The organism is Allotabrizicola aquatica (SeqCode) (genome assembly GCF_965194375.1).
Taxonomy (GTDB): domain Bacteria; phylum Pseudomonadota; class Alphaproteobacteria; order Rhodobacterales; family Rhodobacteraceae; genus Tabrizicola_A; species Tabrizicola_A aquatica.
Genome location: NZ_OZ239428.1, coordinates 252,629 through 278,998, shown reverse-complemented (window position 1 = coordinate 278,998; position 26,370 = coordinate 252,629). Strand labels below are relative to the sequence as shown.

Sequence of the window (26,370 nt, the reverse complement as noted above, 5' to 3'; positions counted from 1 at the left end):
CCTCTGCCGCACAGCCTTTGCGGGAAGGGGGCCTTTCCGCAAGCCGGAAATCCGCTATATTGCGCCCCAAGACCCTGAAGCACGAATCCGAAGATGAGGCCGCCTTGGCAGTAACGCCCTTTACCATGTCTGAAAAAGATGGCGGGTCCGGTGACGGTCCTGACTCTGGGCTTTTGACCAAGACCAAGACGCGCACCCAGCGCCCGCCGCTGTATAAGGTCATGCTGTTGAACGACGATTACACGCCGATGGAATTCGTCGTGCATATCCTTGAACGCTTCTTTGGCCTGAACCATGCGCAGGCTTTTGAGATCATGCTGACGGTCCACAAGAAGGGACTCGCGGTGGTGGGTGTGTTCTCGTATGAGATCGCCGAAACCAAGGTGGCGCAGGTGATGGATTTCGCTCGGCGTCACCAGCACCCGCTGCAATGCACGATGGAAAAGGAGTAGGCCGTAAGGCCGCACCAGCCCATGCGATCTGCCCGACTGGAAATGGCGCTGGACAGCGGCGCCTTTGTCTTGCCGCCCTTGGGCGACATCGTGGTGCTGTCGCCGCAGGCCGGGGATGATCTGTCGCCCCTGCCGAAGGCGCGGGTTGTGGTGCTGACCGGGTTTAAGCCCGATGTCGACCATTTTCAGGCGCAAGCCTATCGGATGGAGGGCGGCAAGCCCTCAGCCGCAGTTGTCTGCCTGCCCCGCGCGCGGGCCGAGGCGCTGGCACTGATTGCCCAAGCCTCGGCACTTTTGCCCGCTGGGGCACCGATCCTTGTGGATGGCCAAAAGACCGACGGGATCGACTCTGTACTGAAACTGGCCCGCGCCGCAGGCTTTACGCTTGGCGAGGTGATCTCAAAGGCCCATGGCAAGGCCTGCGTGCTGGACGCGGGGCCGCAGCCCGCAGGCTGGGCCGCCACCCCGCGCCAGATTGAGGGCGGTTTTGTCACGCTTCCGGGCGTGTTCTCGGCCGATGCGCCGGATCGGGGTTCGGTCCTTCTGGCCGCGGCCCTGCCCGAAAAGCTTTATGGCCGCGTGGCCGATCTGGGGGCGGGCTGGGGCTATCTCGCCCGCGGCATCCTGACCCGCGCCGATGTCAAAGCGCTGGATCTGGTCGAGGCTGATCGGGCCGCGCTGGACTGTGCGGAACGCAACATCACCGACCCCCGCGCGCGCTTTCACTGGGCCGATGCCACCCGTTTCAAACCCGCTCAGCCGTGGGATGCGGTGGTGATGAACCCGCCCTTCCACATCAGCCGCGCCGCCGACCCCGAGCTTGGCGCCGCCTTCCTGCGCGCCGCCCATCGCGGGCTTCTGCCGGGCGGGACACTGTGGCTGGTGGCAAACCGCCATCTGCCTTATGATCGCATCTTGACCCCGCTGTTTCGCACGGTCGAAGAGATCGGCGGCGACGCCGTCTTCCGTCTGTTCCGCGCGGCCCACCCGATCCGGGCGCGCTGAGCCCTTCGAAAGGTTTTCTCATGTCCTTTTCCATCACCGGCAAGACCGCCATCGTGACCGGTGCCGCCAATGGCATCGGTCTCGCGATTGCCCGCCACTTTGTCGACAAGGGCGCGAATGTGATGTTCGCTGATATGGACGAGGCGCGGCTTGAAGATGAAATCGGCGAGGAAGCGCGTGGCGATGGGCCGGTGCGCATGTTCGCAGGCGATTTGCGCCAGAAATTGACCATCGCCAACCTTTTGTCTGCCACCATCGACGCCTTTGACCGCGTGGATATTCTCGTCAACGCCAGCCGGATGATGCGGGTCTCTGAACCCCTGAAGGTTGAAGAAGACGCGGTGGACGAGATGTTGCAGCAAAACCTGATTACCAGCCTGCGCCTCAGCCAGATGACCGCCAAGCGGATGATCAAACAGGCGGACCTGTTGGGCGAAACCGATGGCCCGCGCCCGCCCGCCGGCAGCATCATCAACCTGTCCTCCATCGCCGCCACCCGCACCCAGACCTGTCTGTTGGGCTATTCCATCGCCTGCGCGGCGGTCGATCAGATGACGCGATCCCTGGCGGTGGCGCTGGCACCCAAAGGCATCCGGGTGAACGCAGTGGCCTTCGGCTCAGTCCTGTCCGGCAGCCTGCAAGCCGCGCTCAAGGACGAACCCGATTGGCGCGGGCTGATCGAGGCGGGCACGCCTTTGGGCCGCATCGCGCCAGCCTCAGAACTGGTGGAAACCGTTCAGTATCTCGCCTCGGATGCCGCCTCGTTCCTGACGGGTCAGATCCTGACCGTCGATGGCGGGCGCAGCCTGCTGGACCCGGTCGCCGCCCCGGCGCATTGACGCTGCAGCGGCCTTATTCGGGATGTTTCGCCTTGCACTGGGCGATCACGCTTTCGGCCGCCTTGGCCAACCCCTTGCGCTTGGCCTCTAGGCTGTTCAGCTTGGCCGCCTCGGCCCCCAGATCCAGCGCCACCTCTTTGCGCACTGTCACCGGCACCTGTTCAAAACACATCTCAAGCTCGGGTTCGGGCACCGCGTCGGTCGGGCGCGGCGTGCAGTTGACCCAGCGCGGTTCATAAACCGTGACCGTCTCAAACCCATAACCCCGCGCCAGATTGCCCTCGGTCTCGCGGATCAAGCGGTCCACCACCTGCAAATCGCGGGTATTGGCACTGATACACTGCTCTTGCGGGGTGCCGCAGGCGGCCAGAAAAAGCACAGGAAGAAGCATCAGGCGTTTCATCGGCGCGACTCGCAATCCTTGACCAGAATGCCGCAACTATACCGCGCCGCGCCCGCTATGCCATATCATCCGCGTTGAGCCTTGGCCCAGCCAATGCTAGGCAAGGGCAACAGCCGCCAAAGAGAGCCCCGATGACCGACGATTTCACCCCCAAAAAGGCCAGCGCCGCCGCCTGGTTCCGTTCCCTGCGCGACCGGATCGTGGCCGCTTTTGAAGAGTTAGAGGTCCGCGCCACCCCGGCAGGCGAGACGCCCGTGACCTTTGAGGTCACCCCGACCAGCCGCGCCGAAGATGGCGGTGGCGGCATCATGTCGGTGCTGCGCGGCGGCCGGGTCTTTGAAAAGGTTGGCGTCAACTGGTCCGAGGTGCATGGTGCCTTGGGCGCGCGCGCTCAAAAAGCCATGGCCGCGCGGGGCGTGCCGGGCATGGAATCTGATCCGCGCTTTTGGGCCTCGGGCATCTCGCTGGTGGCGCATATGGTCAACCCGCATGCCCCGGCCGTCCATATGAACACCCGCATGTTCTGGACCCCTGGCGCCTCGTGGTTCGGCGGCGGGTCCGATTTGAACCCCTGCATCGAATATCCCGAGGACACGGCGCATTTTCATGGTGAGATGAAACGCGCCTGCGATGCCCATGATCCGGCCTATTACGACCGCTTCAAGGCTTGGGCTGACGAATACTTCTTCGTCCCCCATCGCGGCCGGGCGCGCGGTGTCGGCGGCATCTTTTACGATGATCTGAACACGGGAAATTGGGAGGCCGATTTCGCCTTTACCAAAGCCGTTGGCGCGGCCTTCCTGCCCGCCTTCCTGCCCGTGACGGAACGCAGGCTGCCGACAGCATGGACCGAGGCTGACCGCGAAACCCAGCTGATCCACCGTGGGCTTTATGCCGAATACAACCTCGTCTACGACCGGGGCACCAAGTTTGGCCTTGAAACCGGCCACGACGCCAATGCCGTGCTGATGAGCCTGCCGCCGATTGCGAAATGGACCTGATCGCTTTGTTCAGCTTGTGGGGCGCATGATGGCCGACATCGTGGTGAAGGCCGCCTATGCCTCGGTTGTTGAAGATGACGAAGAGGGCATGCTCTTTGTCGGCTTTGCCGAGGGTGAGGCCGAGGATGAGGCCTATGCGCTGTTCCGTCAGCCCTTGGGCGGCGGGCAAGTTTGGTTCGAGGTGACGGACGAAAGCTTTGGTGCCACGGACGCCCTGGCCGCCGTGGTGGCGGGGCCAAAGGGGCTCGAGATTACGCTCCGCCCCGAAATGGCTGGCCGTTTTGGCTGGGCGGGGTCGGTTTCCATCCGCGTCGGAGCAGGCTGCGAAGGCCGCGATGAGGCCTTTGCGGCGCTGGCCGCGATGCTGGGGCCGGTGTTTCAGGCCAGCTAACGCGGCGTTTTGCCCAACCCCCGGAGGGTTTCACACCCTCCGGACCTCCCGTGGAGTATTTCCAAAGGCGCAAGCCCAAGGCTGTGGGGCGCGATATGTCAGGCGTTAGCCCGGATCAGCCGACCAAGCCGCTTCATGCCCTCGTCAATCTGGGCCTCATTGGCGCAAGAGAAAGAGAGCCGCAGCGTGTTGCCGTTCGATCCATCGGCGTAAAACGCCCGGCCCGGCACGAAGGCCACCCGCTCGGTCTTTAGCGATTGCGCCAGCAGATCGGCCCCGTCCATGCCTGCGGGCAGGGTCACCCAGACAAACATGCCGCCTTCTGGCTTCGTCCAGCTGACGCCTTGCGGCATCTCGCGCGCGAGGGCTGCCAAGAGATGATCGCGCCGCGCCATATAGGTGGCGCGCAGGGTGTCGACATGGGCGTTAAAGATGGTCGAGGCGACCTTGTGGGTCACGATCTGGTTGACGGTCGAGGAATGCAGATCCGCCGCCTGTTTCATCAGCACCAGCCGGCTGATGATGTCATGCGCGGCACAGATCCAGCCCACGCGCAGGCCGGGGGCCAAGGATTTCGAGAAGGAGCCGCAATAGAGCGTGCGGCAGTTTTCAATGCTGCCTTTGCGGGCGATTTCCAAAGCCAGAATCGGCGGAATCGGCTCGCCGTCAAAGCGCAGCGTTTGATAGGCGGCGTCCTCGATGATGGCGATGTCAGCCTCATCTGCAAGATCAATCACCGCCTCGCGCGCGGCGCGGTCCAGCGTCTCGCCAGTGGGGTTGGCAAAATCGACCGACAGATAGGCGAACTTTACCCGGCCGCCGGCTTTTTCCGCCGTGGCGGCGAAGTCGGCGGCAGAACGGTTGACCTTGGGGTCCAGCCGATCGTAATTCGGCTCATAGGCGTTGAATGCCCCCAAAGCCCCCAGATAGGTCGGCCAGCCAACCAAGGCGGTATCCCCCGGCGACAGCATCAACTTGCCCAGATAATCCAGCGCCTGCTGCGAGCCTGAGGTGATCAGGATGTTGCTGGCGTCGCAGGGAATGCCCAGCTTGCCCATCTCGCCCGCGATCCAGTCGCGCAGGGGTTTGTAGCCTTCCGAGACCGAATACTGCAGCGCCGCATTGGCCTGACTGGTCAGCGTCTCGGCAAAGGCATCCTTGAACGCCGCCACCGGAAACAGCGCCGGATCGGGAATGCCACCCGCAAACGAGATAATGTCGGGCTGGTCCAACAGCTTCAAAAGCTCCCGGATTTCCGAGGCTTTCATCCGGCTTGACCGGCTGGCCAGAACGTTGGTCCACTCCACGGCGCATCTCCCTTGCAAACGCGCGGCAACTTCGCGCCCCAGATGGGGTAAGTCAATATCAACACCCGACACGGCTAGATGGCTTAGCTCTGCAGGATTTGCGCCTTTCCAAATACTCACCTTTTGCGCCGGTTACCCCCGGCGCACGGTGTCGATCATGAGGGAGACGTTGTCGGGGTTGGCGTCGGGCGTGATCCCGTGGCCGAGGTTGAAGATATGCGGTCCGCCCTTGAAGGCATCAACCACCCGGCGTGTCGCGTCGACCAAGGCTTGGCCGCCCGTCACCATGTGTTCGGGCGCAAGGTTGCCCTGCACGCAGCCCGAGACCTGAACATGCTCCGCCGCCCATTCCGGTGACACCGAATTGTCCAGCGCCACGCAATCCGCCCCCGTGGCTTTGGCGAATCCGATGTAGCCCGCCCCTGCCTCGCGCGGGAAGGCGATGATCGGCAGGCCGGGGTGGCGGGATTTCAGTTCTGCAATGATCCGCGCGGCCGGTTTCACAGCGAAGTCGGTGAAATCCGCTCCCTTCAGCGACCCGGCCCAAGAATCAAACAGCTTCACCACCTCGGCCCCGGCGGTTACCTGCCCAGACAGGTAATCAATCGTCGCCTCGGTGATCACATCGATCAGCGCCGAGAATGTCGCCCGATCTGCGGCCTTGAGGGCGTGGGCCGGGCCCTGATCCTTGGTGCCCCGTCCGGCGATCATATAGGTCGCCACCGTCCACGGCGCGCCGGCAAAGCCGATGAGCGCGGTTTCCTTGGGCAATTCGCGGGCCAGAATCCGGACGGTTTCATAGATCGGGCCGAGCGTGTCGTGGATCGCGTCCTTCGGCTTCAGCGCCTTCACACCCGCCATCGTGGTGATGGTGGACAAGCGCGGCCCCTCGCCGGTTTCAAACCAAAGATCCGCGCCAAGTGCCTGTGGAAGCAGGAGAATATCGGCAAAGAGGATCGCTGCATCAAAGCCATAGCGGCGGATCGGCTGCAAGGTGACCTCGGCGGCGAGATCGGAGTTGTAGCACAGCTTGAGGAAATCCCCCGCTTCGGCCCGCGTCGCGCGATACTCGGGCAAATAGCGCCCCGCTTGCCGCATCATCCAGATCGGTGGGGTCGGCAATGTCTCGCCGCCAAGGGCGCGCAAAAGAAGTTTGGTCATGGTCATGCCTTCTTGTCACCCGGCGCAGGGGCCGGGGGGAGTGTGGTCAGGAAATCGAGGATCAGCGGGGCAACGATCTGCGGGGCTTCTTCGTGCAGAAGATGCCCCATGCCCGCGACGTCGTGCCAGCGTGCATGGGGCATGCGCGCGGCGGCGTTGGAGGATTTGGCCGGTGGCACTGCGCGGTCATTCGCGGCGGTGATGAGAAGGCAGGGCGTGGTCTGCTGGGGCAGCCTGTCCAACAACCCCTCCAGCGTCCATTGCGCCATCATCGCCAGCGTCGCATCCACATGGCTGGGCATCCGCAAAAGCTGCAGATAAAGCGCCTGACCTCTTGCGTCGATGGTTGAGCCAGTTGAGGCGAGGAGCGAGGCCACCTTGGCCGGATTGCCCGCAAGGCGGCTGAAGATTTGCGCCACGAACGGGGCTGCGGCCAGAAGTTTGGCCATGACCGGGAACAGCCAGCCCGCCACGCCTTCGAATTGCCCAAGCGCGGCGTTCAGCCCGATGACCGCGCGGGGCGGCGCGAGTTCGGCCAGCCTGAGCGCAATCGCCGCCCCGGCGGAGTGGCCGATATAGGCCATCGGCGCCCAAGCCTCTTGACGGATCAGCCGGGCCAGATCTTCGGCCATGGGATCCAGCCCGCAGCGGTGCCGTGCGCCCAGACGGGTGAAGCCCTGACCGGGCAGGTCGACGATCACCAGATGGTAATGATCTGCCAAGACCGGCACGAGGCCCCGCCAACTGTGGCTGGCCCCGCCCGCGCCGTGGATCATCAAAAGCGTCGGGCCGCTGCCGATCTCTTGCACATGCCACAGGTGCGGCGCGCAGAACACGTGGCGCGAGGCATTTCGGTTGGGCCAATCGGTGGGGATCACAGGGGCCTGCATCAGCCCTCCAAAGCTGCGCCCAGCACCGCCGAAAGCCTGTGGGCATCGGCGCGGGGCAGGGGCAGATAGGGGGCGTCCAGTCGCGCGGCCAAGTCGCGCAAGGCGGGTTGCGGCCGGGTGGCGATGTCGATCACCATGGTTGGTACGCGGGAATTTCGCAGGCCAAGGGCAAGGCGGTGGCTGTCATCTTCGGCCTGTGCGCGGTTGGCGCTTCCGTCTAGGGCGATGTTGCCCCGCCCGTCGGTCAAAAGGGCGATGGTCGGCGTCATACCCCGCGCGCGGGTTTGCAGCGCGGTCAACAGGGCCAGTTGAAGCCCGGCGGCCAGCGGCGTTCCCCCCCCACCCGGCAATCCGGCCAGCCGCCGCTTGGTTTGCACCAGTGAGCGCGTGGGCGGCAGCAAGAGTTCCGCCGAGTCGCCACGAAAGGCGATCAGCGCCACATGGTCGCGCCGCGCATAGGCTTGGGCCAGAAGCAGTTCCACCGCGCCCTTCGCCTCGGCCAAGCGGGCAAGGGCGGAGGAGCCCGAGGCATCAACGGTAAAGATCAGCACCCGGTCGGAGGTTTCGACATAGCGTTTTAGCCGCAGATCGGATTGGCGGATGTGCAGGCCGGGCTTGTCGACAAGGGCCGTCTTGCGGCGCAGGGGTTGCCACGGGGCGGCGGCGCGCAGGGTTGACACAAGGTCAATCCGCTTGCCGCTGCCCGGCGTGCCGGGGCGCGGGGGCAGGGGGCGGCCCCGGTGGTTGCCCTTGCGCGCATCACCCGATCCGCCGCTGCCCTTGGCCGCGCGGCTGGCACGGGCCACGGCAAGGCGCGCCAGAAGATCGGGCGGCAGGGCGGCGCGGATGGCGTCCAAGAGCATCTCATCCGGTGGGGTGTCGGCGGATTGGCGGGTTTCAGGCTCGGCGCTGTCGGGTTGGTCAGGCTCGGGCGGCGGCGGCGAGGTTTCAGGCTCCGCCGCATCGGGCAGGGTGCCGCGATGGGCCAGCGTCAACTCGGCGGCGTGGCGTAGGGTGGCCTCGCTGGGGGTGGCTTCATCCCGCCACGCGGCCAAGGCGCGGGCGGTCGCCAGCGTCAACAGGGGCGCGCGCAGGCTGGTGATGCCCATGGCAGCGGCAAGGCGGGTCAGGGTCTCGACCGCTTTGGGCTCAATGCGAACCTTGGCCAGTCGTGCGCGGGCAAGGGATAGGGTCTCGGGCGGCAGATCCAGCGGGAAGGTGTCGGCGGCAGCGATGCCGTCAAGGTCGAGAAACAGCGCCAGTCGGTCGGCCAAGGCGGGGGCCAGCGCTTCATCGGGTTCCGCGCCTTCATCCAGTGCCACAAGGCAAAAACCGGGGTCATCCAGAACCCGTGCCAGCCGCGCCGCAAGGCCTGCGGGGCAGCGTTCGGCCATGGTCAGGATCAAGGCGGCGGGGGTGGCCAAAAGGCCTGCGTCGCGCACCAATTGCCCATGGGCCAAGGTCGCCGACAGGTCTACCCCGCCATAAAGCGTGGCATCATCCACGCCGGGATGCAGCCGCCGTTGCGGCAAGGGGAGTGCGGCCAAAGCCTGCACCACGCGGTCGCGCAAGGGGCCAGACCGCGCGCGCAGCCACAGCCCGCGCAGGCCCGCCGGGTCCACCGCCAGCGCCGTGACCGCAGCCTGAGCTCGGTCCCAAGGCGAGAGCGGCTCGCTCACGGCAGGGTTTCGGCCAGAATGCGTGCCACGCGGGCGCCTGATCCGGCCTCATCGAGCGGATCGCGGCGCAGGCGGTGCGACAGGGCACTGGTCGCCACGGTTTTCAGATGCTGGCGGGTGACGGTTGCAGCCCCTTCAAAAGCGGCCTGCGCGCGTGCGGCGCGGAGAAGCGTCAACTCACCGCGCAACCCGTCCGAGCCAAGGGCGATGCACAAGGCGGCGCAATCATGCAGAACCACGCCGGGGGTGGTCAGGCCCGGCAGGGCGGCGCGGGCGGCCAGAATGGCCTTGCGCAAGGCGCTGTCCTTGGTGCGCCACTTCTTCATGAAGGCGGTGTTGTCGTTCTCATAGGCATCTCGGCGGCGCATCACCTCGACCCGGGTTTCCACATCCCGCGGGCTGGTCACCTCAACCGAAAGGCCAAAACGGTCAAGGAGTTGGGGGCGCAACTCGCCCTCTTCAGGGTTGCCCGAGCCGACCAGCACAAAGCGCGCGGGATGGCGGATCGACAGCCCTTCGCGTTCCACGACGTTCTCGCCCGACTGGGCCACATCAAGAAGAAGATCGACGATGTGATCTTCCAGAAGGTTGACCTCGTCGATGTAGAGATAGCCGCGGTTGGCGCGTGCCAGAAGGCCGGGTTCAAACGCCTTTTCGCCCCGCGTGAGCGCCCGTTCGATGTCCAAGGCCCCCACGACACGGTCTTCGGTCGCCCCCAAGGGCAGGTCGATCACCGGGGTTGGGCGTTTGGTGATGCGGCCAGACACAGCATTGGCCCAAACGGGCACATCCTCGACCCGCGCCGAATTCACTGGGCAGCCTTCAACCGCTGAGATCTCGGGCAAAAGGGCGGCAAGTGCACGCACGGCGGTGGATTTTCCGGTGCCCCGGTCACCAAACACCAGCACGCCGCCGATGCCGGGGTCGATGGCGGTCAGTACCATGGCCTGTTTCATGGCCTCTTGGCCCACGATGGCCGAGAAGGGGAAGGGTTGGCTCATGCGGCGTCCTTTGTCGCAAGCGGGCGCTGGCCGCCCCAGGTTCCCCAATCGTCGATCAGACGAAAGCGGGCGTAAAGCTCTTCCTTGAACCAGCCTTCGCGCCGCACGGCGGCGATGGCGCGGCCATGCGGGCCATCACCGCGCGCGAAATGCGCCATAGAGGCGACATCGGGCCAGATGGAAAAGGTGACTTGGTGCAACAGCGGCACCTCGCCGATGCCGATTTTGAACAGCACATTCGGGTCTTGGCCGATCACCGCGGAAATGTCGGGCACCCGGCGCCAAAAGCGCAGGAAGGTCGAGGCGCGCATGGTGGCGCGGGTCAGTGCGACGATGGGGCCTTCGGGCGATGGATCGACGCCTGGCGTAAAGGGCTGCACGCCCGACCATTCACCCCGCGCCGAGGTGGGCTGCAGAAGGATGGTCCAGCTTTCCGAGGCGTGGCTTGCCCAGCGGCGGTAAACCGGGGCAGTCGTCAAGTGTCGGCGCGCGGTTGCCTCATCAGGCCAAGTGGCCAAAATCGCCCAGACGGCCGTGTTGGGGCGCGGGGTGAACCCCTCTCCCGTGCCCGAACCGCAGAGCTTCCAGAACCCCACGTCCGGCATCCGCCAGAACGACAGCCGTGCCGCCGCCATCTGCCCCAGCACCCAAAGTCGGGCGGGCAGGGAGGGAAAGCGGAACAGCGAGAGGGAAACGGTGTTGATGGCGCTACTCCGAGATGTGTCAGTTTATTCTGACAGTTTATCGCAGCCCTGAAAAGTGAAAACACTGTTTTTTCGGCTGAATAGCTATGTATTGTAAATTGAAATGGACAGTATATCCTAAGCCCATGCAAGCCAAGATCGACTCCCCCGCTGCCGCCATGTCCTCGCCCTCGGGTGCACGCGCCCTTGTCATCGGTGCAGGGCTGGGTGGCCTAGCGGCGGCCATGCGGCTTGGGGCCAAGGGTTATGAGGTGACGGTGATCGACCGGCTGGATATGCCGGGTGGTCGCGGCAGTTCCATTTCCCAAGGTGGGCACCGCTTTGATCTGGGGCCGACGATTGTGACCGTGCCACAGGGACTGCGGGAATTGTGGTCGGCCTGCGGGCGCGATTTTGACCGCGATGTCGATCTCCGGGCGCTCGATCCGTTTTATGAGATACGTTGGCAGGACGGGTCCAGCTTCACCGCGCGCCAATCGACCGAGGCAATGCGCGCTGAAGTGGCGCGGCTCTCGCCGGGGGATTTGGCGGGCTATGACAAGTTCTTGAACGACAGCGAACGGCGCTATTGGTTCGGCTTTGAAGATCTGGGCCGAAGATCGATGCACCGCTTGGCCGATCTGATCAAGGTTCTGCCGACCTTTGCCCTGCTGCGCGCCGATAAGTCGGTCTATGCCCATGCCGCCAGCCGCGTGAAGGACGAGCGTCTGCGCTTTGCGCTGTCGTTCCATCCTTTGTTCATTGGCGGCGACCCGTTCCACGTGACGTCGATGTATATCCTCGTCAGCCACCTCGAGAAGGAATTCGGCGTTCATTACGCCATGGGCGGGGTGGGGGCGATTGCCTTGGCCATGGCGGGAGTGATTGCCTCGCAGGGTGGCACCTTGCGGCTGAATGCCGAGGTGGATGAGATTTTGCTAGAGAACGGCCGCGCCACCGGGGTGCGCTTGGCAGGTGGTCAGGTGATTGCCGCCGATGTGGTGGTGTCGAACGCAGACGCGGGCCACACCTATGATCGGCTGTTGCGCAACCACCCGCGCAAGCGCTGGACGCGCTCCAAGCTGGCGCGCAAGCGCTGGTCAATGGGGCTGTTCGTTTGGTATTTCGGCACCAAGGGCACCAAGCTGAAATGGCCAGATGTCGGCCATCACACCATCGTTGTTGGGCCGCGCTATAAGGACCACATCCGCGATATCTTTATTCGCGGCAAGCTGGCCGATGATATGAGCCTGTATGTCCACCGCCCCACGGTCACCGACCCCACGGCGGCCCCTTTGGGCGACGACACCTTCTACGCCCTGTCGCCCGTGCCACATCTGGGCTTTGACAACGGAGTGGATTGGACGGTTGAGGCTGAGCCTTACCGCCAAAAGATGCAAAAGATGCTGGAAGAGCGGCTGTTGCCCGGACTTGGCGACCATCTGTCCGAGCAGTTGGTGTTTACGCCCAACAGTTTTGAGACCCGCTATTTGTCGCCCTATGGCAGCGGTTTTTCGATTGAGCCGCGCATTCTGCAATCGGCGTGGTTCCGGCCGCATAACGTGTCGGAAGAGGCCAAGGGCCTCTATCTCGTGGGCGCGGGCACCCATCCGGGTGCGGGGCTGCCCGGTGTGATTGCCAGTGCCGAGGTTCTGGGCACGCTGGTGCCCGATGCGCCACGTCGGGCGCCGGTTCGGATGGCCGCCGAATGATCGCGCCATCGGATATGGAGCATTGCCGCGAGGCGATCCGTACAGGGTCGTTGTCGTTCCATGCGGCCTCGCGCCTTCTTCCGGCGCGGGTGCGTGACCCGGCATTGGCGCTTTATGCCTTTTGTCGGCTGGCCGATGACGCGGTGGATGACAGCGACGACAAGGCCCCAGCGGTGCTGGGCTTGCGCGATCGGTTGGATCTGGTCTTTGAAGGCCGCCCGCGCAACGCCCCTGCTGATCGCGCCTTTGCCGCCGTGGTCGAAGATTTTGAAATGCCGCGCGCCTTGCCCGATGCCTTGCTGGAGGGGCTCGCTTGGGACGCGGCCGAGCGGCGCTATGCCACGATGTCCGAGCTTTTGGGCTATTGCGCGCGTGTGGCCAGTGCGGTCGGCGCGATGATGTGCGTCTTAATGCGGGTGCGCGACCCCGATGCGCTGGCACGGGCCTGCGATCTGGGGCTTGCGATGCAATTGACCAACATCGCCCGCGACATTGGCGAGGATGCCCGCGCCGGGCGGGTCTATCTGCCGCTGGATTGGCTGGACGAGGTGGGGATCAGTGTCGATGCGCTCTTCGCCAACCCGCAACCTGATCCGCGCCTTCAGGCGCTGGCGGGGCGGCTTTTGGCGCAGGCGACCACGTTCTATACCCGGTCCGAGGCTGGCGTGCCCGCCTTGCCGCTGTCTTGCCGCCCCGGCATTTATGCCGCACGCCATGTCTATGATGGCATTGGCGGCGCTTTGGCGCGGCTGGACCATGACAGCGTGACCCACCGCGCCCGCACGACGGGACGGCAAAAGCTGGGCTGGCTGGGGCTGTCTTTGGTCCGCAGTGGTGTGTCGGTGGTTTTGCCGCAACCGGCCGTGCTTCACGCTCCACCACAGCCCGAAGTGGCTTTCCTTGTCGATGCCGCGGCGCGCAACACCGCCCATTACAGCCGCTCCGAGGCGCTTTTTTCGGTCTTTGCGCAGTTGGAAGCCAAGGATCGTGCCGATCGGTCATTGAATCGCGCCCGCGCGTAACCTACCTGCAAGGGTAGGTAGCCATAAAGGGTGACACGATGGACTGGGGTTTGTTTCTGACCTTTCTGGCGGCCTGCGGTGGGGCGGCTGCAACTGGCACGCTGTTCCAGACCGGTGCCTGGTATGAGGCGCTTCAAAAGCCAAGCTGGACACCCCCGAACTGGATGTTCCCGGTGGTTTGGACCACGCTTTACTTGTTGATGTCATTCTCGGCGATGCGGGTTGCCCAATGGCCTGAGTCCGGTCAGGCGCTGGCCTTCTGGGCGGCGCAGATTTCCTTTAGCACCCTATGGACACCAGTGTTTTTTGGCCTGCACCGGATGCGTGCGGCAATGGGGGTTATGGTCTGTTTGTGGCTCTCGGTCGCGGCAACAACATTGGCCTTTTGGCAACTGGATTGGCTGGCGGGGCTGATGTTCTTGCCATATCTGATCTGGGTTTCGGTCGCGGGCGCGCTGAATTACAGCTTGTGGCGGATGAACCTAGATCAATCCGCCTGATCGAACTGCCAGTTGGCGCGCCTTGGGACTCGGCAGGCCAGCATGCCCTTGACGATGGGGGACCGGAACCGCCCCAGATCCAGCGCCTCATGCACGCCCTGCACGGTGTCGCCTTCGATCGTGGTTTGCACGACCGAGCGGCTGTAGAACGGCGCATCCAGCATCGCCATGGTCTGCCGCGGCCGCGCGCCCGCATCACAGCGGGTGTCGCGGGCAATGCCCCAGTTGGTGCGCGAAAGTTTGGTCAGCGGCGGTGGTACGATCTCAGTCGCCTCTCCATCGGCGCTGATGTCGAGCCCCAGCGCGAGTGGTGATCCATCGGCGCGTAGCCCGTCATAAAAGCAGGTCGTGCCGCCGTGGCTGCGCGGGTAGCGCCCCCAAGTCCAGCGTTTGAAATCCGCCTCCAAAGCGGCCGTCCCGAAGTTGGCGTCGAAATAGCCGTGGCCCGTCCAGCTGTGGCCTTGGGTCAGATCGACCTCGATTCGCGCAGAGGGGGCGAAGGGGCGCCAGATATGGCTGGCACTTGGCGTCAGCATCGCCTCGACACTGGTCACCGCACTCGGTGTCAGCCGGATCTGGCCCCGCACCCGGCTTATGACGGGCGGCGCCGAAATCTCGTCAATATCAATCACCAGCGTGCCACCCACCCAAGCCATCCGGCTGGGGCCAACCTGTAGGGCATCGCGGCTTTGCCGCAAGGCGCTGCGGCCGCGGTCGGTCATGGTGAACCGCCCGCCGGGACCATAGGTGACCACGTTGATGCAAGAATGATTGGCCGGATCGCGCCGCCCCGACCACGCATACCACGGCGAGAACACCGAGCCGATAAAGCCGATCACCGAGACGGCGCGCGTCCCGTCGTCCGAGACGCCATCGACATACCACCAAGCGTATCCGTCAGGCGCGACGGTGACGCCGAAGTCAGGTCGCTCAATATCGCTTCGGCCGCATGCTTGCCGGACAATGCTGCCATCGGAACCCCCGCGCCCGGATGCGCCCCGCCCCCCGCCAGATAAAGACCCGGCAGCCGCGTCCGCGCCCCCGGCCTTTGAAAGCTGGCCAGCGTGCCTTGCGGGCTGCGGCCATAGATCGCCCCCTGCGAGCCCGGATGCAGGGCTGAAAATCCCGCCGGAGTGGTCAGAGTGCTGTCCGCTGGCGGCTGGTCGAAGGTCAGGCCAAAGCGGGCCAGTTGGGGAAAAGTCCGGGCGCGACATTGGTCAATCTCTCCAAGAGGTTGGCTGGTTTTTGCGGGGGCGTTCATAATGATCTCGAACCGCTCTGGCCCAGTCGGGGTGCCATGGTGGCGGTCTTGAGCGCAGATATAGAGTGTGGCCTCGTCGGGCATCTGACCGCGCGCGATCGGGCCAAATTCGCGGGCGGGGTCAGAGCCGAAGAACACGTTATGATGGATGAGATCCGCGCCCGAGGGCGTGGCTGCAAAGGCCCAGACCCAAGCCGATAGGCTGCGCGGATGGGCCGCCGATGGAGGCAGGGCCTGTTGCGGCCCATTGCCCAATAGCCCAGCCAGTAGGCCGGCTGGATCGCCGTTGAACACCACCGCATCGCATTTCAGGGCGCGCCCGTCTGACAGCACCACCCCGGTCACCCGGCCGGATTGCCGATCAATCCGGCGCACCGTGCGGCCGTATTCCAGCGTGACACCCTGCCGCTCGGCCAGCGCTGCCAAAGCGGCAGCGAGCCGGTGCATGCCGCCTTCAACCGCCCAAACGCCCCGCGCCTCGGCCTGCCAGATCAGCGCCAGCACGGCGGGCGACAGATTCGGCGCGCCCCCGACATAGGTGGCATAGCGCCCAAAAAGTTGCTGCAGGCGCGGATCGTCAAAGCTGCGCGCCAGAAATTGCGCAAGGGTTAATCCCGGTTGCAGCGAAGGCCATGCTCCCGGCATGCGCAGCGCGTTCCACGCAATCGCGCCAAGGGCAGGCTTTGCGGCCTGCATCATCGGCGCGTCAAAGGCAGTGTAAAGCTGGGCTGACAGGGAGTTGAACCGGCGAAACTGCGCCTCGGCCTTTGGTCCGGCAAACGAGGCAATCGCCGCAGCGCTTGCCTCGGGGTCGATGAAAAGATCAAGGCTTGACCCGTCAAGCCACCAATGCCGGGCCAAAGTCGGTTGCGAGATCAGGTGCAGATGATCGTCCAGCCGCTCTCCCGCCAGATCAAACAAGGTGTCGAACACGGACCTTAGGGTCAGCACCGTCGGGCCGGCGTCCACCGGACCTGCAGCGCTGGGCAGGCTGCGCATTTTGCCGCCGGGGCTGTCTTGCGTCTCGATCACGGTCACCGAAAGCCCGGCAGCGGCCAGCCGAATGGCGGCGCTGAGGCCGCCCATGCCTGCACCGACGACGATCACCTTAGGGCTGAACCTATCTTTCATCAGGAGGCGATTGTTGACTCGGACGGGCAAACTGTCCAGTATGATTTACATATTGGTGTCATTTTCAATTGACACCTTTGCCACACCGCGCCGGCAAAGCCGGGTTGGGAGAGCCAATGTCGATCGTCGCAAGACTGGATGCCACCACTGCCGCTGTACTTGCGCGGGCGCAGGGCGGCGATGCACCGGGCAAGCTCGCCTCGGCGCTGCACTACGCTGTCACGCCGGGTGGCGCGCGAATCCGGCCCACCATTTTGCTGAGCGTCGCGATGGCCTGCGGAGATGATCGGCCCGATCTGGCCAATGCCGCTGCGATTGCGTTGGAGTTGATCCATTGCGCAAGCCTTGTGCATGATGATCTGCCCTGCTTTGACGATGCCGATATGAGGCGCGGCAAGCCGACAGTTCACAAAGCGTTTTCCGAACCCTTGGCGGTTTTGACCGGGGACAGCCTGATTGTTCAGGCGTTTGATGTCTTGGCCGAGGCCGCCGGGCAGGATCCGCGCCGGGCGCTGGAGTTGATCCGCGTGCTTGCGCGCCGCACGGGCATGCCGGATGGCATTTGCGCCGGCCAAGGTTGGGAGAGTGAGGCGAAGGTCAACCTTTCCGCCTATCACCGTGCCAAAACCGGGGCCCTGTTCATTGCCGCGACCCAGATGGGCGCGATTGCCGCGGGGCAAGATGCGGCGCCATGGGAGGAACTTGGCGCGCGAATCGGTGAGGCGTTTCAGGTCGCCGACGATCTGCGTGACGCGCTTTATGATGCGGAAACGCTGGGCAAACCGGCGGGGCAGGATGCCATGCATCACCGGCCCAATGCGGTGTCAGAGCTGGGCGTGCAGGGGGCTATTCGGCGGCTCAAGGATATCTTGGGCGGGGCGATTTCCTCGATTCCGGCCTGTCCGGGTGAGGCGATGCTGGCCGATATGGTGCGCCGCTATGCCGAACGGATGACACCTGTTGCCCCAGCTTTTGCGCAGGGCGAGCCGCGGGTCTGACATGGCTGACATTCCCCATCATGCAACCGGGCGGCCGTCGATGGTCGCTTGGGTAACGCGGCTGGCTGCGTCGCGCCGGTTTCAGGCCTTTGCCGCGCGGGTTCCAGGATTGCGCGCCATCTCGCGGGCCGAAGGGGCCGCGATTTTCGATGTTGTGCAGGGGTTTGTACGGTCGCAAACGCTGGTCGCTCTGGTTGAATTGCGCCTGCTGCATCAGCTGACCCATGGGCCCGCCACGGCCGAGACGCTCGCGCCGGGCTGCGGAGTGCCCGCAGCGCGGCTGCAGATTCTGCTGCAATCGGGTGCCGCCATTGGGCTTTTGCGCCGCCGCCGTGATGGGGCCTTTGCGCTGACGCTGCGCGGAGCCTCGATCTTGGGCGTGCCGGGGCTAGAGGCGATGATCCGCCACCACCGCGCCTTTTACGCCGATATGGCCGATCCTGTCGCGCTGTTGCGCGGGCCGGAGAAAACCGAATTGTCGCAATTCTGGCCCTATGTCTTTGGGGCCGAAGGGGCGCGCGATCCCGAGGTGACCGCGACCTATTCCGACCTGATGGCACAAAGCCAGACACTTGTGGCCGAAGACACCTTGCGGCTCGTGGATTTTTCCAAGGTGCGCCGCCTTATGGACGTCGGTGGCGGAACTGGGGCCTTTCTGACGGCGGTCGGGCAGGCCTGTAACGGGCCGCAGCTGGACCTCTTCGATCTGCCCGTTGTGGTGGGCGGGGCGACAGCGCGTTTTGCCAAAGCGGGGCTGAGCGCCCGCTGCACCATCCATCCCGGCAGTTTCCGCGACGATCCGCTGCCGCAAGGGGCCGATGCCATCAGCCTGATTCGGGTGCTTTACGATCACGATGATTCGACGGTTGCCCGGCTTTTGGCCTCGGTTCATGCGGCATTGCCAGTCGGTGGGCGGCTTGTGATTTCCGAGCCGATGTCGGGCGGTGCTGCACCAGACCCGATTACGGATGTCTATTTTGCCTTCTATACACTGGCAATGCAAACGGGCCGGACCCGCTCATTGGCCGAGATATCGGGGTTATTGGCCGCCGCAGGCTTTGCAAACATCCAGATTCATTGGGGTTTTCGGCCCTATGTCACCTCAGTCGTCACTGCCGAGCGTGTCTCGGGGTAAGGGAATGTTTTAAAAGTGTCAATTTAGTTTGACAGTCAAAACTGTAAGTTTAGAATGACACTATGGTTATCTTGATGAGCGTCTCAGCCCGAGACGCTTCGGATGCCCCAGGGAGCGACCGTGAAAACCAGCGCCGTCATCTTGTCAGGGCCAAAGAACCTGTCGGTCGGGCTCTTGGGCCTGACGCTGCCATCGGCGGCGGATGTTGTGGTTGAGGTTGCGCATTCCGGAATTTCCACCGGCACCGAAAAGCTGTTCTGGTCCGGCACCATGCCGCCCTTTCCTGGCATGGGGTATCCGCTTGTCCCCGGCTATGAAGCCGCAGGCGAAGTGGTCGAGGCGGGCGCTGAAAGCGGGTTCGTTGTTGGCGATCATGTCTTTGTGCCCGGTGCCAATTGTTTTGAAGCCACTGAAGACGGCCCGGTGCGCGGGCTGTTCGGGGCTGCCTCGCGCTATCTGGTGACGCCGGGTGCGCGGGCGACGCGCATTGACCGCGGCCTTGGGGCCGAGGGCGCGCTTTTGGCTTTGGCCGCCACCGCGCGGCATGCCTTGGCGGGCTTTGATCGTGCCTTGCCTGATCTGATTGTGGGTCACGGGGTTCTGGGCCGCCTTCTGGCGCGGCTGACCGTGGCTGCGGGCGCCCCCGCGCCAACCGTGTGGGAGATTGACCCCGGCCGCCAAGCTGGTGCGGTTGGCTATGAGGTCACCACCCCAGAAGCTGATCCGCGCCGTGACTACCGCGCGATCTATGACGCCTCGGGCGCGCCGGATCTGTTGAATTCGCTGATCGGCCGCCTGCAGCGCGGCGGTGAGGTGGTTCTGGCCGGTTTCTACACCACGCCTTTGTCTTTCGCCTTTCCGCCCGCCTTCATGAAAGAGGCGCGGTTCCGCATCGCCGCCGAATGGGCGCCCGACGACATGGTCGCCACGCGCCAATTGGTGGAAGGCGGGGCTTTGTCTCTCGGCGGTCTGGTCACCCATCGCCGCAACGCGACGGACGCCACGGCGGCCTATGAGACTGCGTTTACTGATCCTGCCTGCTTGAAAATGATCCTCGATTGGAGGGGCCACGCATGACGCTCGACATCCCGAATCTGAAAGATTTCGACGCCCGCCTGCGCGACGAAGCGCATCAGGAGCCGTCGTTGGAAATCCCCCAAGGGGGGCCGACCAAGAAAACCCAGATCATTGCGATCTACGGTAAGGGCGGCATTGGCAAATCCTTCACGCTGGCCAACCTCAGCCATATGATGGCCGAAATGGGCAAGCGCGTGCTCTTGATCGGCTGCGATCCGAAATCGGACACCACCAGCCTCTTGTTCGGTGGCAAAGCCTGCCCGACGATCATCGAAACCTCCACCCGCAAGAAACTCGCGGGCGAAGAGGTGAAGATCGGCGACGTCTGCTTCAAGCGCGGCGGCGTCTTTGCGATGGAGCTGGGCGGGCCGGAAGTTGGCCGGGGCTGCGGCGGTCGCGGCATCATCCATGGCTTTGAGCTTTTGGAAAAGCTGGGGTTCCATGACTGGGACTTCGACTATGTGCTGCTCGATTTCCTTGGCGACGTGGTCTGCGGCGGCTTTGGTCTGCCCATCGCCCGCGACATGGCGCAGAAGGTGATCTTGGTTGCGTCGAACGACCTGCAGTCCTTGTATGTGGCCAACAACGTCTGCTCGGCGGTGGAATACTTCCGCAAGCTGGGTGGCAATGTCGGCATCGCAGGGCTCGTCATCAACAAGGATGACGGCACGGGCGAGGCGGCGGCGTTTGCAGAGTCGGTGAAAATCCCGGTTCTGGCCGCCATTCCGCAAGATGATGATCTGCGTAAGAAATCCGCGAATTACCAGATTGTTGGCAGCTACGAATCCCAGTGGGGCCCGATGTTCGCCACCTTGGCCGAAGCTGTGGCGCTGGCCCCTCCGGTGCGCCCGACCCCGCTGTCGCAAGATGGCCTTTTGAACCTGTTCTCTGCCGAGGCTACGGGGGCCGACTTTGTGCTGACCCCGGCCACCGACGCCGACATGCGTGGCAAGAACGCCGTTCTGAAGAAATCCCTCGAAGTGGTGTATGACGATGTTTGATCTCGACGCCCTCGCACAACTTGAAGCCGCGCTGCAGCGCCTCTCCTCACGGAAGGCACGCAAATGAGCGAAGTCGGCTATGACAATGCCCATGACGCACCGCTGACCGCGGTGAAGTCTGTTGATCTGGAAGCGCCTGCAATGACGGCCCCGGTTGACGGCATGGGCTGTCATGCCGGTGCTGCCACGATGGAGGCTGCGGCCCGTGCGGCAGGCCAGTCGGAACTGCTCGATCAATACGCGGCTGATTACCCGCAGGGTCCCCATGACAAGCCGCAGTCCATGTGCCCGGCTTTTGGGTCTTTGCGCGTGGGCCTCCGGATGCGCCGGGTGGCCACAGTGCTGTCTGGGTCGGCCTGCTGCGTCTATGGCCTGACCTTTGTGTCGCATTTCTACGGTGCGCGCCGGTCGGTCGGCTATGTGCCCTTCAACTCGGAAACCTTGGTGACGGGCAAGCTCTTCGAGGATATCCGCGACGCGGTCCACGAGCTGGCCGATCCTGACCGCTATGATGCGGTTGTGGTGACGAACCTCTGCGTGCCCACGGCTTCGGGTGTGCCGCTCAAGCTTTTGCCAAGTGAAATCAACGGGGTGCGGATTGTCGGCATTGACGTGCCGGGCTTTGGTATCCCGACCCATGCCGAGGCCAAGGACGTTTTGGCCGGGGCAATGCTGAAATATGCCCGCGCCGAGATTGAGGCAGGGCCAGTGGCAGCACCCGCGTCAGCTCGCTCTGACCGCCCGCAAGTGGCCCTTCTGGGCGAGATGTTCCCGGCCGACCCGATGATGATCGGCGCGATGCTGGCCCCCATGGGCTTGGCTGCGGGTCCGGTGCTGCCCTGCCGCGAATGGCGTGAGCTTTATGCCGCCCTAGACTGCGATGTCGTGGCGGCCATTCACCCCTTCTACACTGCCGCTGTGCGTGAGTTTCAAAACGCAGGCCGCAAGGTTGTGGGCTCTGCCCCCGTTGGCCACGACGGCACCGCCGCTTGGCTGGCCGCGATTGGGGATGCCTATAACGTCGATCCCGCCCGCATTGCTGCCGCGCAAAACGCTTTCTTGCCTGCAATCAAGACCGCACTTGCCGGTGTGCCGATCAAGGGCACGATCACGCTGTCGGGCTATGAAGGCAGCGAACTTCTCGTCGCGCGCCTCCTTATCGAATCCGGCGCGAATGTGCCATACGTCGGCACCGCCTGCGCCAAGACCCCGTGGAGCGAGGCTGACCGTGATTGGCTCGAAGCGCGCGGCGTCAAGGTAAAGTTCCGCGCGTCCTTGGAAGATGACCTTTCCGCGATGGAAGCGATCCGCCCCGATCTGGCCATCGGCACCACGCCTGTTGTGCAAAAGGCCAAGGAAACCGGCGTTCCCTCCCTCTACTTCACCAACCTGATTTCCGCGCGTCCCTTGATGGGCCCGGCGGGGGCAGGGTCCTTGGGCCAGGTCGTCAATGCCGCGATTGCGGGCAAGGACCGGCTGGATGACATGAAAGCCTTCTTCGAAGGCGTGGGCCATGGCGACACCGCCGGCATCTGGGAAGGCGCGCCGAACCTGCAGCCGGAATTCCGCGCGATGCACCAGAAGAAACTCGACAAAATGGCGCGTGCTGCCAAGGCCGAGGAGATGATCTGATGCTGGTGCAAGATCATGATCGGGCAGGGGGCTATTGGGGCGCGGTTTATGCGTTCTGTGCCGTCAAGGGCCTGCAGGTGGTGATCGATGGGCCGGTTGGGTGTGAGAATCTGCCCGTAACCTCGGTGCTGCATTACACCGACGCTCTGCCGCCCCATGAGTTGCCGATTGTGGTGACGGGTTTGGGCGAAGAGGAACTGGGCCGTGACGGTACCGAAGGCGCGATGCGCCGGGCGTGGAAAACGCTTGACCCGGCTTTGCCTGCGGTGGTGGTGACAGGGTCGATTGCCGAGATGATCGGCGGCGGCGTCACCCCGATGGGCACCAATATTCAACGCTTTCTGCCGCGCACGATCGATGAAGATCAATGGGAATGTGCCGACCGGGCGATGACCTGGATCTTCACCGAATTTGGCATGACCAAAGGCCGGATGCCGCATGAAGCCGCCCGCCCGGAAGGTGCGCGCCCGCGCGTCAATATCCTTGGGCCGATGTATGGCGTGTTCAACATGGCCAGCGATCTGCACGAAATCCGCCGTCTCGTCGAAGGCATCGGGGCCGATGTGAACATGGTCATGCCTTTGGGCGCCCATGTGGCCGAGATGCGCAACCTTGTGAACGCCGACGCCAATATCGTGATGTACCGCGAGTTTGGCCGGGGCTTGGCCGAGGTCTTGGGCAAGCCCTACCTACAGGCGCCCATCGGCATGGACTCAACCACCAAATTCCTGCGCAAACTGGGTGAGATGCTGGGGCTGGACCCTGAGCCCTTTATCGCGCGCGAAAAGCACTCCACCCTGAAACCGGTCTGGGATCTGTGGCGGTCGGTGACCCAAGATTTCTTCGCCACCGCGTCTTTCGGGATCGTCGCGACCGAAACCTATGCCCGCGGCGTGCGTAACTATCTTGAATCTGATCTGGGCCTGCCCTGTGCCTTTGCTGTGGCGCGTCTGCCCGGGAAGAAAACCAACAACGAGGCGGTTCGGGGCTTGATGAAACAGCACCGCCCCTTGGTGGTGATGGGATCGATCAACGAAAAAATGTATCTGGCCGAGATGAAGGGCGGGTTTGGTCCGGCCCCCAGTTTCATCGCCGCATCCTTCCCCGGCGCTGCGATCCGCCGCGCCACCGGCACGCCGATGATGGGCTATGCGGGGGCGGTTTGGCTCTTGCAAGAGGTCTGCAACGGCCTCTTTGACGCGCTCTTCCACATTCTGCCCTTGGGCAGTGAGATGGACAGCGCCGCTGCCACCCCAACCACCTTACGCCGCGACTTCCCCTGGGATGCCGATGCGCAGGCGGCCTTGGACCGAATTGTTAATACCCACCCGATCCTAACCCGGATCAGCGCCGCGCGTACGTTGCGCGATGCGGCTGAAAAGGCCGCACTCGATGCCGGGGCTGAACGTGTGGTGCGCGAAACCGTGGAGGGCCTGCCGGGGGCAAGCCTTTCGCTAAACGAGGGAGAAAAGTCATGACCGATTACAGTGCCAACGGTGATCTGCAGCAGGTCAAGCGGGTGAACCGGGTAGAGTTCTTCATCTACTACACCCTGATCTTCACCCTTGCCGTACTGCCGCATGTGCTGGGCTGGCTGTTCCAAACCCTGCGCCATGGCAAGTTTCCCCGTCTTGGCCCGCTGGCCCGCGCCCGTAAGGACGCCGAGGCCGTGACGCCAATGATCTTCCGCGGCTGAAAAGCCGCGACACGAATTCCGACCTTCCGCCTCGGCGGGGGGAAAGAAACATCCGAGGGGCATTCCGCCCACGGTGGCCCGGCCGCAGGGAATGCGGCGTCAGTCCGAATATCCGGAGGATACTATGGCTGATAAATCCGACCTGTCGTTCACAGGTCTCACGGACCAGCAGGCGCAAGAGCTGCACTCGGTCTACATGAGCGGGCTTTGGTTGTTCTCGACCATCGCCGTTGTCGCACATGTGGCCGTGTGGTTCTGGCGTCCGTGGTTCTAAGGGGGAACGAGACATGAGCAAGTTCTACAAGATCTGGCTGATTTTCGATCCGCGTCGCGTTTTCGTGGCGCAAGGGGTTTTCCTCTTCCTTCTGGCAGCGATGATTCACCTCGTCCTGCTGTCCAACCCGGCCTTCAACTGGTTCGAGATCGCCTCGGCCAAGCATGGCTATGTTGCTGCAGCGCCGACCGAATAAGTCGCGCTCTGGTGCGGGCGGTTTCACCCCGCCCGCACCGAACCCATACATTCTGTTGAATCTAACGAACATCTGACGGCCCCCGCTGCGTTCATCGCTGTGCCTTTGGGTTGACCGTCCCATCGCGGAGAGGGAAGCATGGCACTGCTCAGCTTCGAACGAAAATACCGCGTGCCAGGCGGCACGCTGATCGGCGGGAACCTGTTCGACTTTTGGGTCGGACCGTTCTACGTCGGCTTCTTTGGGGTCACGACCTTCTTTTTCGCGGCCCTTGGCACCTTGCTGATCTTTTACGGTGCAGCAATGGGCCCAACTTGGAACCCTTGGCTGATCTCGATCGATCCGCCATCGGTTGAAAACGGTCTGGCCTTTGCGCCCCTGATGCAGGGCGGGCTTTGGCAGATCATCACGATTTGTGCGACCGGCGCCTTTATCAGCTGGGCCCTGCGCGAGGTGGAAATCTGCCGCAAGCTGGGTATTGGGCTTCATGTGCCCTTCGCGTTCTCGGTTGCAATTTTCGCCTATGTCACGCTGGTCATCATTCGCCCGATCCTGATGGGAAGCTGGGGTTATGCCTTTCCTTACGGCATCTTCAGCCACCTCGATTGGGTCTCAAACACCGGCTATACCTACGGCAACTTCCACTACAACCCGGCCCATATGATCGCGGTGAGCTTCTTCTTCACCACCGCCTTGGCGCTTGCGTTGCACGGGGCGCTGATCCTGTCGGCCGCCAACCCGCCCAAGGGCGAGTTGATGAAGACGCCCGACCACGAAGACACCTTCTTCCGCGATCTGATCGGCTATTCGGTCGGCACCTTGGGCATTCACCGTCTGGGCTTGCTTTTGGCGCTGAACGCCGGGTTCTGGAGCGCGATCTGTATCGTGATCTCGGGCACGATCTGGTTCGACCAGTGGGTTGATTGGTGGGATTGGTGGCTGCAACTGCCCTTCTGGGCCGACATTCCTGGAGGCGTAAATGGCTGAGTATCAAAACATCTTCACCCAAGTTCAGGTGCGCGCAGCACCTGAGATGGGAATGGTCGAAAACGTTGATCTGGGCAATCGCACCAAATCGGCGGGGTTCTCAAACCTTGCAGGCTGGTTCGGGAATGCGCAGTTGGGTCCGGTCTATCTGGGCACCTTCGGTGTCATCTCGCTGGCCACCGGGTTGATCTGGTTCATGATGGTCGGTGCCTGGTTCTGGCATCTGGCCGACTATAACCCGACCGTCTTCATGCGCGATCTCTTCTGGATGGCGCTTGAGCCGCCGGCCCCGGAATATGGCCTCTCGATCCCGCCGATGGCGGAAGGTGGGTTGTGGCTTCTGTCCAGCCTCTTCCTCTTGATCTCGGTCATGGCTTGGTGGGTTCGCACCTATCTGCGCGCCGAAGCACTGGGCATGGGCAAGCACGTGGCTTGGGCCTTTGCTGGGGCGATCTGGTTGTTCTTGGTGCTGGGCCTGATCCGTCCGGTTCTGATGGGCAGCTGGTCCGAGGCGGTGCCTTACGGCATCTTCCCGCACCTGGACTGGACCAACCTCTTCAGCCTGACCTATGGCAACCTGTTCTATAACCCCTTCCACGCTCTGAGCATTGCCTTCCTCTACGGATCGGCCCTGCTGTTTGCGATGCACGGGGCAACCATTCTGGCGGTGACCCGTCTGGGTGGCGACCGCGAGTTGGAGCAGATTGTGGATCGTGGCACGGCCTCGGAGCGGGCAGCTCTGTTCTGGCGCTGGACCATGGGCTTCAACGCCACGATGGAAGGCATTCACCGCTGGGCTTGGTGGTTCGCCGTTCTGGTTACTGTCACGGGTGGGATCGGCATCTTGCTGACCGGCACGGTGGTGGACAACTGGTTCGTCTGGGCACAAGAGCACGGCTATGCGCCGCTCGATTGAGCCGCGGAAAGGATGAAATG

Annotated in this window: 28 protein-coding genes; 19 read left to right on the top strand and 9 right to left on the bottom strand. The window is 63.6% G+C overall.

The window, feature by feature from the left end:
* Positions 1 to 125: 125 nt before the first annotated feature.
* Genes clpS through AC72UB_RS14550 form a run of 3 tightly spaced genes read left to right on the top strand, consistent with a single transcriptional unit; the run spans position 126 to position 2,296 of the window.
* The gene (gene clpS, locus AC72UB_RS14560; protein ID WP_463290369.1) at positions 126 to 452 is read left to right on the top strand and encodes an ATP-dependent Clp protease adapter ClpS; all 327 of its coding nucleotides are present in this window, start codon (positions 126 to 128) and stop codon (positions 450 to 452) included.
* Between the two features lie 21 nt (positions 453 to 473).
* Complete coding sequence (locus tag AC72UB_RS14555) at positions 474 to 1,457, top strand: class I SAM-dependent methyltransferase (RefSeq protein ID WP_505190406.1); 984 nt, start codon at positions 474 to 476, stop codon at positions 1,455 to 1,457.
* Positions 1,458 to 1,477: 20 nt separating this feature from the next.
* Positions 1,478 to 2,296, top strand: coding sequence for an SDR family NAD(P)-dependent oxidoreductase (locus AC72UB_RS14550; protein ID WP_505190405.1), 819 nt, complete (start codon positions 1,478 to 1,480; stop codon positions 2,294 to 2,296).
* Between the two features lie 13 nt (positions 2,297 to 2,309).
* On the opposite strand, the gene AC72UB_RS14545 is transcribed toward AC72UB_RS14550, so the two are convergent.
* Complete coding sequence (locus AC72UB_RS14545; RefSeq protein WP_505190404.1) at positions 2,310 to 2,699, bottom strand: hypothetical protein; 390 nt, start codon at positions 2,697 to 2,699, stop codon at positions 2,310 to 2,312.
* Between the two features lie 131 nt (positions 2,700 to 2,830).
* Here AC72UB_RS14545 and hemF point away from each other — a divergent pair, with 131 nt between their 5' ends.
* A complete protein-coding gene (gene hemF, locus AC72UB_RS14540) occupies positions 2,831 to 3,700 on the top strand; it encodes an oxygen-dependent coproporphyrinogen oxidase (RefSeq protein ID WP_505190403.1) in 870 nt (289 codons plus the stop codon).
* 28 nt (positions 3,701 to 3,728) lie between these two features.
* Positions 3,729 to 4,091 carry a hypothetical protein gene (locus tag AC72UB_RS14535; RefSeq protein WP_505190402.1) on the top strand — a complete coding sequence of 121 codons (363 nt, stop codon included), beginning with the start codon at positions 3,729 to 3,731 and terminating at the stop codon, positions 4,089 to 4,091.
* A 98-nt stretch (positions 4,092 to 4,189) separates the two neighbouring features.
* Here the strand turns inward: AC72UB_RS14535 and AC72UB_RS14530 are convergent, their stop codons facing one another.
* From AC72UB_RS14530 to crtA, 6 genes are all read right to left on the bottom strand, one after another.
* Positions 4,190 to 5,398: an aminotransferase-like domain-containing protein gene (locus tag AC72UB_RS14530; RefSeq protein ID WP_505190401.1), complete on the bottom strand. Its 1,209-nt coding sequence runs from the start codon at positions 5,396 to 5,398 to the stop codon at positions 4,190 to 4,192.
* Between the two features lie 132 nt (positions 5,399 to 5,530).
* Entirely contained in the window at positions 5,531 to 6,559 is a 1,029-nt protein-coding gene (gene hemE, locus AC72UB_RS14525) for a uroporphyrinogen decarboxylase (protein WP_505190400.1), read from the bottom strand.
* A gap of 2 nt (positions 6,560 to 6,561) precedes the next feature.
* Positions 6,562 to 7,449, bottom strand: a complete 888-nt coding sequence (bchO, locus tag AC72UB_RS14520; protein WP_505190399.1) for an alpha/beta fold hydrolase BchO — start codon at positions 7,447 to 7,449, stop codon at positions 6,562 to 6,564.
* Positions 7,449 to 9,128 carry a magnesium chelatase subunit D gene (locus AC72UB_RS14515; RefSeq protein WP_505190398.1) on the bottom strand — a complete coding sequence of 560 codons (1,680 nt, stop codon included), beginning with the start codon at positions 9,126 to 9,128 and terminating at the stop codon, positions 7,449 to 7,451. The genes bchO and AC72UB_RS14515 overlap by 1 nt, the downstream gene beginning before the upstream one ends.
* Entirely contained in the window at positions 9,125 to 10,129 is a 1,005-nt protein-coding gene (gene bchI, locus AC72UB_RS14510; protein WP_505190397.1) for a magnesium chelatase ATPase subunit I, read from the bottom strand. The genes AC72UB_RS14515 and bchI overlap by 4 nt, the downstream gene beginning before the upstream one ends.
* Entirely contained in the window at positions 10,126 to 10,833 is a 708-nt protein-coding gene (gene crtA, locus AC72UB_RS14505) for a spheroidene monooxygenase (RefSeq protein ID WP_505190841.1), read from the bottom strand. The genes bchI and crtA overlap by 4 nt, the downstream gene beginning before the upstream one ends.
* A 158-nt stretch (positions 10,834 to 10,991) precedes the next feature.
* On the opposite strand from crtA, the gene AC72UB_RS14500 reads away from it, so the two are divergent.
* Genes AC72UB_RS14500 through tspO form a run of 3 tightly spaced genes read left to right on the top strand, consistent with a single transcriptional unit; the run spans position 10,992 to position 14,046 of the window.
* Positions 10,992 to 12,524, top strand: a complete 1,533-nt coding sequence (locus AC72UB_RS14500; RefSeq protein WP_505190840.1) for a phytoene desaturase — start codon at positions 10,992 to 10,994, stop codon at positions 12,522 to 12,524.
* Positions 12,521 to 13,546 carry a 15-cis-phytoene synthase gene (gene crtB, locus AC72UB_RS14495; RefSeq protein WP_505190396.1) on the top strand — a complete coding sequence of 342 codons (1,026 nt, stop codon included), beginning with the start codon at positions 12,521 to 12,523 and terminating at the stop codon, positions 13,544 to 13,546. The genes AC72UB_RS14500 and crtB overlap by 4 nt, the downstream gene beginning before the upstream one ends.
* 38 nt (positions 13,547 to 13,584) lie before the next feature.
* On the top strand, positions 13,585 to 14,046 hold the full coding sequence (tspO, locus tag AC72UB_RS14490; RefSeq protein WP_505190395.1) for a tryptophan-rich sensory protein TspO: 462 nt from the start codon (positions 13,585 to 13,587) through the stop codon (positions 14,044 to 14,046).
* On the opposite strand, the gene crtC is transcribed toward tspO, so the two are convergent.
* A complete protein-coding gene (crtC, locus tag AC72UB_RS14485) occupies positions 14,034 to 14,885 on the bottom strand; it encodes a carotenoid 1,2-hydratase (RefSeq protein WP_505190394.1) in 852 nt (283 codons plus the stop codon). The two genes, tspO and crtC, sit on opposite strands and share 13 nt — an antisense overlap.
* Positions 14,882 to 16,438, bottom strand: a complete 1,557-nt coding sequence (gene crtD, locus AC72UB_RS14480) for a 1-hydroxycarotenoid 3,4-desaturase CrtD (protein ID WP_505190393.1) — start codon at positions 16,436 to 16,438, stop codon at positions 14,882 to 14,884. The genes crtC and crtD overlap by 4 nt, the downstream gene beginning before the upstream one ends.
* 116 nt (positions 16,439 to 16,554) lie before the next feature.
* Here crtD and AC72UB_RS14475 point away from each other — a divergent pair, with 116 nt between their 5' ends.
* The 11 genes from AC72UB_RS14475 to pufM all read left to right on the top strand — a co-directional run bounded on the left by AC72UB_RS14475 (position 16,555) and on the right by pufM (position 26,350).
* On the top strand, positions 16,555 to 17,436 hold the full coding sequence (locus tag AC72UB_RS14475) for a polyprenyl synthetase family protein (protein WP_505190392.1): 882 nt from the start codon (positions 16,555 to 16,557) through the stop codon (positions 17,434 to 17,436).
* A 1-nt stretch (position 17,437) separates the two neighbouring features.
* Positions 17,438 to 18,571 (top strand): methyltransferase, encoded by a 1,134-nt coding sequence (locus tag AC72UB_RS14470; protein ID WP_505190391.1) that lies wholly within the window; start codon positions 17,438 to 17,440, stop codon positions 18,569 to 18,571.
* A 120-nt stretch (positions 18,572 to 18,691) separates the two neighbouring features.
* The gene (bchC, locus tag AC72UB_RS14465) at positions 18,692 to 19,648 is read left to right on the top strand and encodes a chlorophyll synthesis pathway protein BchC (RefSeq protein WP_505190390.1); all 957 of its coding nucleotides are present in this window, start codon (positions 18,692 to 18,694) and stop codon (positions 19,646 to 19,648) included.
* On the top strand, positions 19,645 to 20,649 hold the full coding sequence (locus AC72UB_RS14460; RefSeq protein WP_505190389.1) for a chlorophyllide a reductase iron protein subunit X: 1,005 nt from the start codon (positions 19,645 to 19,647) through the stop codon (positions 20,647 to 20,649). Before bchC ends, AC72UB_RS14460 begins: the two co-directional genes overlap by 4 nt.
* Positions 20,650 to 20,712: 63 nt before the next feature.
* The gene (gene bchY, locus AC72UB_RS14455; protein WP_505190388.1) at positions 20,713 to 22,281 is read left to right on the top strand and encodes a chlorophyllide a reductase subunit Y; all 1,569 of its coding nucleotides are present in this window, start codon (positions 20,713 to 20,715) and stop codon (positions 22,279 to 22,281) included.
* Positions 22,281 to 23,759: a chlorophyllide a reductase subunit Z gene (gene bchZ / locus AC72UB_RS14450; RefSeq protein ID WP_463291595.1), complete on the top strand. Its 1,479-nt coding sequence runs from the start codon at positions 22,281 to 22,283 to the stop codon at positions 23,757 to 23,759. The genes bchY and bchZ overlap by 1 nt, the downstream gene beginning before the upstream one ends.
* Positions 23,756 to 23,977: a cytochrome PufQ gene (gene pufQ / locus AC72UB_RS14445; protein ID WP_463291594.1), complete on the top strand. Its 222-nt coding sequence runs from the start codon at positions 23,756 to 23,758 to the stop codon at positions 23,975 to 23,977. Before bchZ ends, pufQ begins: the two co-directional genes overlap by 4 nt.
* A gap of 124 nt (positions 23,978 to 24,101) precedes the next feature.
* Positions 24,102 to 24,251 (top strand): light-harvesting antenna LH1, beta subunit, encoded by a 150-nt coding sequence (gene pufB, locus AC72UB_RS14440; RefSeq protein WP_463291593.1) that lies wholly within the window; start codon positions 24,102 to 24,104, stop codon positions 24,249 to 24,251.
* Between the two features lie 13 nt (positions 24,252 to 24,264).
* Positions 24,265 to 24,447 carry a light-harvesting antenna LH1, alpha subunit gene (gene pufA / locus AC72UB_RS14435; RefSeq protein ID WP_463291592.1) on the top strand — a complete coding sequence of 61 codons (183 nt, stop codon included), beginning with the start codon at positions 24,265 to 24,267 and terminating at the stop codon, positions 24,445 to 24,447.
* 138 nt (positions 24,448 to 24,585) lie between these two features.
* Positions 24,586 to 25,434, top strand: coding sequence for a photosynthetic reaction center subunit L (gene pufL / locus AC72UB_RS14430; protein ID WP_505190387.1), 849 nt, complete (start codon positions 24,586 to 24,588; stop codon positions 25,432 to 25,434).
* Positions 25,427 to 26,350 carry a photosynthetic reaction center subunit M gene (pufM, locus tag AC72UB_RS14425; protein WP_505190386.1) on the top strand — a complete coding sequence of 308 codons (924 nt, stop codon included), beginning with the start codon at positions 25,427 to 25,429 and terminating at the stop codon, positions 26,348 to 26,350. Before pufL ends, pufM begins: the two co-directional genes overlap by 8 nt.
* Positions 26,351 to 26,370 lie beyond the last annotated feature (20 nt).